The sequence below is a fragment of the Corallococcus exercitus genome, from assembly GCF_003611585.1.
Taxonomy (GTDB): Bacteria; Myxococcota; Myxococcia; order Myxococcales; family Myxococcaceae; genus Corallococcus; species Corallococcus exercitus.
The window spans coordinates 1-8,175 of the sequence record NZ_RAVW01000428.1; the positions used below are offsets into that span (position 1 = coordinate 1).

Consider the following 8,175-nt stretch of genomic DNA (forward strand, 5'->3'; position numbering starts at 1 on the left):
GGTGGAGGCGGGCTCCCCTGCCCCGCGTCCCGGGCATCGGTGTGGGAGCGGGCCACGGCGAGGACGCCCATGACGCCCGCGAGCCCCACCGCGGCGGCCCCGGCCCACAGGGCGCGCTTGCGGTTCGGCGCGACGGGCGGACCGGGTTCGGTGGCGGAGACCGTGTCGAGCTCGCGGTCGCTGGCTTCCGAGGGGTCCTCCGCCGGGGCCGCGACACGGCGCGCTGAAGCGGTGTCGGCCTTGCGGCGCGCGGAGGCGGACGGCTGCGAGCCTCCGTCCCCGGCACGGCTCGCGGGCGCGTCGACGCGGGAGGCGTCGGCCCAGACCATGGAGTTCTCGTCCCTGGCGGCGGCGACCTCACGGGAGTCGGCGCGCCTGGCGAGCGGGGCTTCCCTTCCCATCGACTGCAACGGCATCTGCGGCGTGGGCTGGGGAGGACGTCCGTCGGCGGCGCGGCCGTCCTGCGACAACACCAGCGTCGTCCCGTGGCGGTCCTCGTCCGGCGACCCGGCCCGCTTCGCTCCCGACGCGTGCTCGCGCGAGGGCATCACCGCCGTGGGCTCGCGGGGTGGCGGCTCGGCTCCTGCGCCACGCATCAGCAGCGCGCCGTCCTCCAGCGCCGTGCGCTCCGGGAGCGCGGGCAGCGCCTGGTTGCTGGCCGCGAGGGGGAACAGCGTCCGGACGAACGCGCCCACGTCGGTGTCGTCGACGGAGCGGGCGTGGTTCAACACGCACTGGGCCAGCGCGCGCTCCAGCTCCCCCGCCGTCTGGAAGCGCTTTGACAGGTCGCGCTCCAGCGCGCGGCAGATGGCGGCGTCCAGGTCCGGCGGCACGTCCGGGTTGAGGCGCGCGGGCGGCACGATGGTGCTCTCCTGCACCGCGCGCAGGACGGCGATCTCCGAATCGCCCTGGAACAGCCGCCCGCCCGTGAGCAGCTCCCACAGCACCACGCCCAGCGCGAAGACGTCGGTGCGCACGTCCACGCTCTCGCCCCGGGCCTGCTCGGGGGACATGTACGCGAACTTGCCCTTGAGCACGCCGGGGTTCGTGAGCTTGTTGCCCGCCTTCGCGATGCCGAAGTCGGTGAGCTTCACCGCGCCGTCGTAGGACACGAGCACGTTGTGGGGCGTGACGTCCCGGTGCACCAGGTTCAGCAGCTCGCCGTTCACCCGCAGGCGGTGGGCGTAGTGCAGCCCTCGCGCGACCTCCGCGCCGATGTGCGCCACCAGCACGGGCGGCATCGGCGTCATCGCTTCCTTGCTCCGCTTGCGCAGCTCCCACAGCGAGCAGCCGCGCACGTACTCCATCGCCAGGTAGTAGGTGTCCTCGTGCTTGTCGAAGTCGAAGATCTGCACCACGTTGGCGTGGTTGAGCCGCGAGGCCAGCCGCGCCTCCGCGATGAACATCTGCACGAAGTCCGGGTCGCTCGCGAGGAACGCCCGCACGCGCTTGATGACGACTTCCTTCTCGAAGCCCTCCGGCCCGCGCGCGGTGCACAGGAAGATCTCCGCCATGCCCCCTTCGGCGAGCTTGCGGCGCACGACGTACTTGCCGACGTGGGTTCCTGCCTCGAGCGTCACGGAAGGGTCCAAGGCCGCGCCTACTCGAACTTGACCGTCACCACGTTGAGGTCGATGGGACGCACCTCGATGCGGCGGCTGAGGGTGCGCTTCAGCTCGGAGTTGGTGAATTTGCAGTCATACGACCCCACGTGCATCTCCACCGGCTGGAACGGTGTCTCGCCCAGCTTGCGTCCGTTGCACGTCACCTCCGCCCACGGCGTCACCACGAAGCTCACCGACGCGGCTCGCTCCACGGCGCGGGGGGACTCGCGCACCTCCGCGGCGGGCACCACCGTGGCGGTGGTGGCGGCGGGCGCCTTCACCACCGGCGCGGGAGCCTGGGCGCGAGGAGTCTCCTGGGCCTGCTTCGCCTCGGGGGCCGCGGTGTCCGGCGCGCGGGGAGCGGCCACGCCGGAAGGTCCGACTCCGGGCTCCGGCGTCGAAGGAGCCGGCGGGGCCGTGGCGGGCGGCTCCGAGGCGGGCTTTCCGGACGACGGCAATGGCACGAGCTTCAGCGGTCCCACGTCGAGCCGTCCGGACGGCGGGACGACGATCTGCGTGCGCAGCTCGCGGTAGCCCTCCTTCACCAGCACGACCCAGTAGCGGCCGGGCTTCACCGTCGGCAGCGTCAGCGGGGTGCGCTCCGGGAGGACGCGATCCTCGAACACGACGCGCGCGCCGGCGGGCTCGGACTCCACGCGCACGCCGCTCGCGCCGGGCCCCAGGCTCCAGACGAGGCCGACGCCCACCAGGAGCGCGACGAGCAGGATGGCGCCATACAGGAGCCCGCGGCGCTTCGGCGGCTCCACCGCGGACTGCTCGGTGACCGTGCCGGTGCGGGCCGGCGGCGTCCAGGCGTTCGGCATGGGCGCGCGGGACGCGGAGCGCGGCGCGGTGGACGCGGTCATCTCCTCGATGGTCGCATGGGGCGCGGGCACCGGAGGCCGGTGGTTGCGGTGCTCGCCGGACGGGGCGGGCATGCCCGTGCGGGAGACGGGAATCTCCGAGCGCGGCACGGCGCGCATGTCCTGCGTGGGGCCGTCGTCCACGTCGGCGCGGGAGACGGCGCGCATGTCCAGGGTCGAGTCGTCCTCGTCCTCCCGGGCCTGCGCCGTCAGGAGGCGCTGATCCAACGTGGGCGCGTCCTCCTCCACCTGGAATCCGCCGGAGAGCTTCCCCTGCGTGTCCACCATCGCGAGCGTGGGCGCGTCCTCCTCGACCTGGAACCCGCCGGAGAGCTTCCCCTGCGTGTCCACCATCGCGAGCGTGGGACCGTCCTCCTCCGTCACCGTCGGGAGGGAGGGCTCCTCCAGGCGGACCGGCCGGATGCTCCGAGAGGGCGGTGATTCCAACGCCCGCCGGGTACCTGTCGTCCCCCGGGGCTCCGGACGGCCGTCCGCGGCGCGGGCATCGACCCGAGAGTCGACGTTGCGGATCTCGGAGCGGGGCTCCGGACGACTGTCGACGTTGCGGCCCTCAGAGCGGGGCTCCGGACGACCGTCGACGCTGCGCCCGTCACCGTGCCGGCCCTCGGCGCGCCCGTCCGCGTGCGCATCGGGGTGACGGCCTTCACCGCGTGCCTCCGCGCGAGCGGCACCGCGTCCATCCGGCCGCGCATCCGCACGGAGCTCCGAGCCTCGGCCCTCTGCGCGAGGCTCCGCGTGACGACCGTCCGCGCGCGGGTCCACGTTGCGGCCATCCGCACGCAAGTCGGCGCGAGATTCCACTCCTCGGCCATCCGCACGCACGTCAGAGCGAGGATCCACTCCTCGGCCATCCGCACGCGCGTCGGCGCGAGGCTCCGCGCCACGGACCTCCGCGTTGCGCGCTTCCGCCCGCGCCTCCGCGTTGCGGCCTTCAGGACGGGTATCCGGCCCACGGCTCTCGGAGCGCCCGCCGTCCGCCTCCGCGTCCTCGCGGCGCGCCTCCACCTTCCCACTGGGACGGTTCGCCCGGGGCGGACGCAGCGTCGTGGTGGGCTCGTTCTCCGTGCGCCCCGGCGGCGTCGCCGGACGCATCACCGAACGGCGCGGCGCGGGCGACGGCGGAGGCACACCCGCCTCCTCGTCCGTCACCAGCACCTCGCCGGAGCGCGCCTCCTCCGACAGCCGGTCCGCGTACAGCTCCCGCATGAACGCGGCCAGGTCCGCAGTCGTGCCACACGGCTGCGGCTGCGACGCCAGCCACCCCTCCAGCGCCCGCTGCAGTTCCTGCGCGTGCTGGTAGCGCGCGTCCGGCTCCTTCGCGAGCGCCTTGAGCACGATGGCGTCCAGTTCCACCGGCACCCGCGGCGCCACCTGCGACGGCACCGGCACGTGGCACTCCGCCACCGCCGACAGGGTCAGCATGTCGCTGGGACGCTTGAACAGCCGTCCCCCCGTCAGCAGCTCATGCAGCACGACCCCCAGCGCGAACACGTCCGAGCGCCGGTCCACGCGCTGCCCCGCGGCCTGCTCCGGCGACATGTACGAATACTTGCCCTTGAGCACCCCGGAGCGCGTCACGGTGGCCTGGTCCGCCGCCTTCGCGATGCCGAAGTCCACCACCTTCACGCCACCGTCGAACGTCACCAGGATGTTCTGCGGCGACACGTCCCGGTGCACGATGTCCAGCGGGCGCCCCGTCGCATCCGTCTTCTTGTGCGCGTAGTCCAGCCCCGCGCACGCCTCCAGCAGGATGCGGCACACCAGCGGCACCGGCAGCGGACGCCCCGCCGTCTCCGAGCGCTTCCAGAGCCGGCGCGCGTCCACGCCATGGATGTACTCCATGGCGATGAAGAACGTGTCCCCCTCCGCCCCCAGGTCGTAGATCTGCACCACGTTGGGGTGCGCCAGCCGGGCCGCGATCCGCGCCTCGTCCAGGAACATCCGGACGAACTCGTCGTTCTCCGACAGGTGCGGGAGGATCCGCTTCAATACCAGCAGCTTGTCCGGAGCATCCGAACCCGGCCGGCGCGCGAGGTAGATCTGCGCCATGCCGCCCGTGGCGAGGCGCTTCAGGAGCTGGTAGCTGCCGTAGGTTTCGATGGACACGGCCGGACGCGTGGAGGCGGGCCCCAAGCGTAAGCGGCCGGGCCAGGGGAATCAAACATCGAATCCCCTTGAGGTTTTTCCCGGCTCCACCCTCCGTGCGCCCTAGCGGCGGACGGCCCGGACCTCTCGCGTCTCCCGCATCAGCGCTTCCAGTTCGTCCAGGTGCCGCTTGAGCACCGGCATCAGCACCGGAGCCGCGTCCACCCGGTCGAACAGGTCGAGCACCCGGTCCACCTTGCGCTCGATCTCCTGCGCCCTCGCGGAGCTGATGCGCTTGAGGAGCATGTCCGCCCCGGCCTCCATCAGGACCCGCGCCACCGCGTTGCGGTCCGCCAGCGGCTCCTGCTTGCGCTGTCCCTCTCCACGGATGACCCGCAGTCCCGGCGCACCGGCGCGCGGAGAGGACTTCATGGGCTCATCAGGGGTCCAGGTGCTCACAGCGCCTCCAGGGCAACAGCGTGCAGACGCTCCGCAGGGTACACACCGAGGGAGCGCCTCCAATTTTCTGGTCATCCGCACAGGCAGATGCAGTGCTGTAGCACCGGGGTCTGACACCCCCGTTCGGGGCCGGATGGCCGGCCCGTCACGGGGTCCACACCCACAGCTTCCCTACCGTTCAGTCGTTGGCGCAGGCGCGGCGGTAGGTGATGGCCACCTTGGAGCCCGGCGGCGGCACCGTGGTGAACACGACGCTGTTGGACGCCGCGTCGTAGCTCCACCCGCTGGTTGTCGCGGTGCCGTTGACGGTCACCACCACCGTGCCCGCGTCGGGCTCCTCGCTCAGCGGGAAGCGGTCCTGCGCGCTGAACGCCTTGTTGGCCACCTGGCGGAGGAGCGGCGCGTAGTCACCCGCGCAGACGTTGAGGACCTCGCCGCCCGTCTGGGCCGCCGCGTCCGCGTACCGGGTGCCGGTGCCGCCCGCCGTGGCGCAGGACGTCTTCGTGGGCGCGATGGCGAAGAACGTGGCCCGCTGCGGCTGGTTCTCACCCTTGCGCTGCTGCGCCCACTGCACGTACGTGGAGACCGCGTCCGGCGAGTGGTCGTCCTCGTCGCCCACGAACACCACCACCAGCGCCGCGGAGTCGCGCAGGAAGCCCGCGTTGCCGTCGTTGGCCAGCGCCGTGCGCGGATCATCCGCGTTGTTCACCAGCGGCGAGGTGAGCGCGCGGCGCATCGCCTCGAAGCCCTGCTCCACCTGGGCGCACTGGCCCACCTGCACGTTCTGCTGGAGCACCTGGGCCACGTTGGGTGTGCCCAGCGTGAGGATGCGCTGGCGGCTGTTGTCCGCCGGGAAGAAGCGGCCGGCCTCGCCACCCAGCGCGCCGCCCGGGCACGCGCCGGACACCGCGGAGATGCCCGTCGTCGTCACCGCCATGTTCACGTCCACCGCCTTGTTGCGCGCGGTGTTCACGAACTCGGGAATCGCGGCCACGAGCTTCGGGTGCTCCTCCACCATGGACGCCGTGTTGTCCACGACGAACAGCACGTCCACCTTGCTCACGTCCTGCTGCACGAAGGTGTCCGTCTTGTCCGTCTTCTTCGACGACTCACCGATGAGCGGCACCATCAGCGGGATGGGCAGGTCGCTGGAGTCCACGTAGAGCGGCGACAGGTTCATGCCCGTCACCTGCGCCAGGTAGTCCACGCCCACCGTGAAGGACTCGCCCGGCTGGAGCTGGAACGCGGGCGGCGCCGGGTGGTCCAGCAGTTCGAACTCCGTGTCCGTCGTGCCCGGCCCGATGAAGACGTTGGACACCGTGATGGGCGTGGTGCACGCGTTGAGGTAGTTCACCTCGCGCGGCGCCGGGCGGCAGTCCTTGCGGCCCAGGCCGAAGTCCAGGTACCAGGGCGACGCGACCAGGCACGTCTCCTGCGAGTTCGCCAGGAGCGGCACCTGCCGCACCGGCGTCACCGGGTTGTACTGCTCCACCTGCAGCTCCCCCGTGAAGCCGCCACCGGTGAAGGGCGCCTGGAAGGCCACCTGGAAGCTGAACCAGTCCCCCGGGTAGATGATGCCGCCGAAGAGCTCTCCGCCGGGCATCTTGAACACGCCGCCGCCGTCGTTGGCGATGCGGATGTTCTTCACGGGGCACAGGTCCGTGCCCTTGTTCTCCAGCTTCACGCCCAGCACCGCGCCGCGGCCCGGCGGGATGGTGCCGAAGTCCACCAGCTCCGGTGTCACCGTCAAATCACACGGCGCGTGCGCCTTCGCGCGGCCGAAGAAGTCCAGCTGCACGGTGGCCGCGGAGAACGCGCTCGTGGTCATCACCAGCGCGCCGGACGCGCTGCCCTCGCGCATGGGCTCGTAGAAGACCTCCAGGTTCAGCTCGCCGTTGGCCGGCAGGGTGAACGGCAGTGCGATCGGCTTGTGGTTGAACTGCAGCTGGGCGCCCGTCGCGTCCGGCGTCCAGTCCAGCGTGTTGATGGTGAGCGGCCCGGCGTTGTCCGTGCCGCAGTTCTTCACGTTCACCACCACGCGCACCTTGGAGCCCAGCGGCTGCTCGCCGAAGTCATACGTCAGCGGCGACACGCACAGCTCCGACGCGCCACCGAAGCCGCGCAGCGGCACGGGCAGCGTGGGGTGGCGCTTGCTCACCACGGAGTAGACGGCGCGGTCCGTCGCCGCGCCCATGTGGCCGGGGCTGTAGCGGATCTCGAAGGCGCGCACCTCGCCGGGCTGGAGCACCAGCGGCAGGCCCGTGTTGGCCTGGCTGAAGGACGCGTCCGTGCCGTCCAGCATGAGCGACGTCACCGTCACCGGCTCCGTGCTGATGTTGCGCAGGCTGGAGGCCTTGACGGCGTCGCGGTCCACCGGCACCGCGCCGAAGTCCACCACCTCCGGCTCCGCCACCACCGCGCGGTCCAGCGCCTCCGCCGTCAGCTGCACCGGCACGTCCGCGCACCCGTTGCAGGGCGAGATGGCCAGGGCAATCTGCTTCCTGCCCACGCGCACCGGGTTGAAGGTGACGGGCAGCTCCACGCGCTCGCCCGGGTTCACCGTCAGGGGCGCCGCGACGAACTCATCCTTGTCCGCGCCCACCAGCTTGGGCGTCACCATCACCGGCAGCTCGGTGGGGTTGTCCAGCGTCACACCCAGCGTCTTGGTGGAGTCCGCTTCGATGCGGCCGAAGTCCAGCGCGCGCGGCGTCACCCGGGCCCACGCGTCCACGCCGGCGCCGTTGAGCGGAATGCGCATCAGCGGTTCGATGCGCGTGTCCGAGCGCACCACCAGCACCGCGGGCAGCCCGCCCTGCGCCAGCGGCGCGAAGCGCACCTTCAGCGTGCACTCGCTGCCCGGCACCAGGCTGTGCGGTCCCTCGTGGGTGAACTCCGCCTTGTAGGCGCCTTCAGGCCCCTCCACCCAGGCCTCGTCCACCGTGATGCGCGCGCGTCCCACGTTGCGCAGCGTCACCGTGGATTCACGAGCGTCGAAGATGGCGACCCGCGCGAAGTCGACGCCTCCTGGCGTCGCCGTCAGCCGGCCATCCGCGAGCGACGAGCGCTCCCGGTCCGCGCAGCCCGACAGCAGCCCCACCACCACCAACCCCAGCAGGCCCCAGCGCCCCGTCATGGCACCCACC

The 8,175-nt window shown here is 72.0% G+C and carries 4 protein-coding genes; all 4 read right to left on the bottom strand.

Annotated elements, in window-relative coordinates; translation table 11 throughout:
* Window positions 1-1,592 (bottom strand): serine/threonine protein kinase (locus tag D7W79_RS34655; RefSeq protein WP_244222136.1); only part of this gene is annotated, 1,592 nt, incomplete at its 3' end.
* An 8-nt stretch (window positions 1,593-1,600) separates the two neighbouring features.
* On the bottom strand, window positions 1,601-4,594 hold the full coding sequence (locus tag D7W79_RS34660) for a protein kinase domain-containing protein (RefSeq protein WP_147442197.1): 2,994 nt from the start codon (window positions 4,592-4,594) through the stop codon (window positions 1,601-1,603).
* 102 nt (window positions 4,595-4,696) lie between these two features.
* Window positions 4,697-5,005 (bottom strand): hypothetical protein, encoded by a 309-nt coding sequence (locus D7W79_RS34665; protein ID WP_120529606.1) that lies wholly within the window; start codon window positions 5,003-5,005, stop codon window positions 4,697-4,699.
* A gap of 205 nt (window positions 5,006-5,210) precedes the next feature.
* Window positions 5,211-8,165, bottom strand: coding sequence for a choice-of-anchor D domain-containing protein (locus D7W79_RS34670; RefSeq protein WP_120529607.1), 2,955 nt, complete (start codon window positions 8,163-8,165; stop codon window positions 5,211-5,213).
* Window positions 8,166-8,175: the final 10 nt, after the last annotated feature.

Coding starts and splice junctions, on each gene's coding strand:
- D7W79_RS34670 (WP_120529607.1), bottom strand. CDS start 8,165: ATGACGGGGCGCTGGGGCCTGCTGGGGTTGGTGGTGGTGGGGCTGCTG.
- D7W79_RS34665 (WP_120529606.1), bottom strand. CDS start 5,005: ATGAAGTCCTCTCCGCGCGCCGGTGCGCCGGGACTGCGGGTCATCCGT.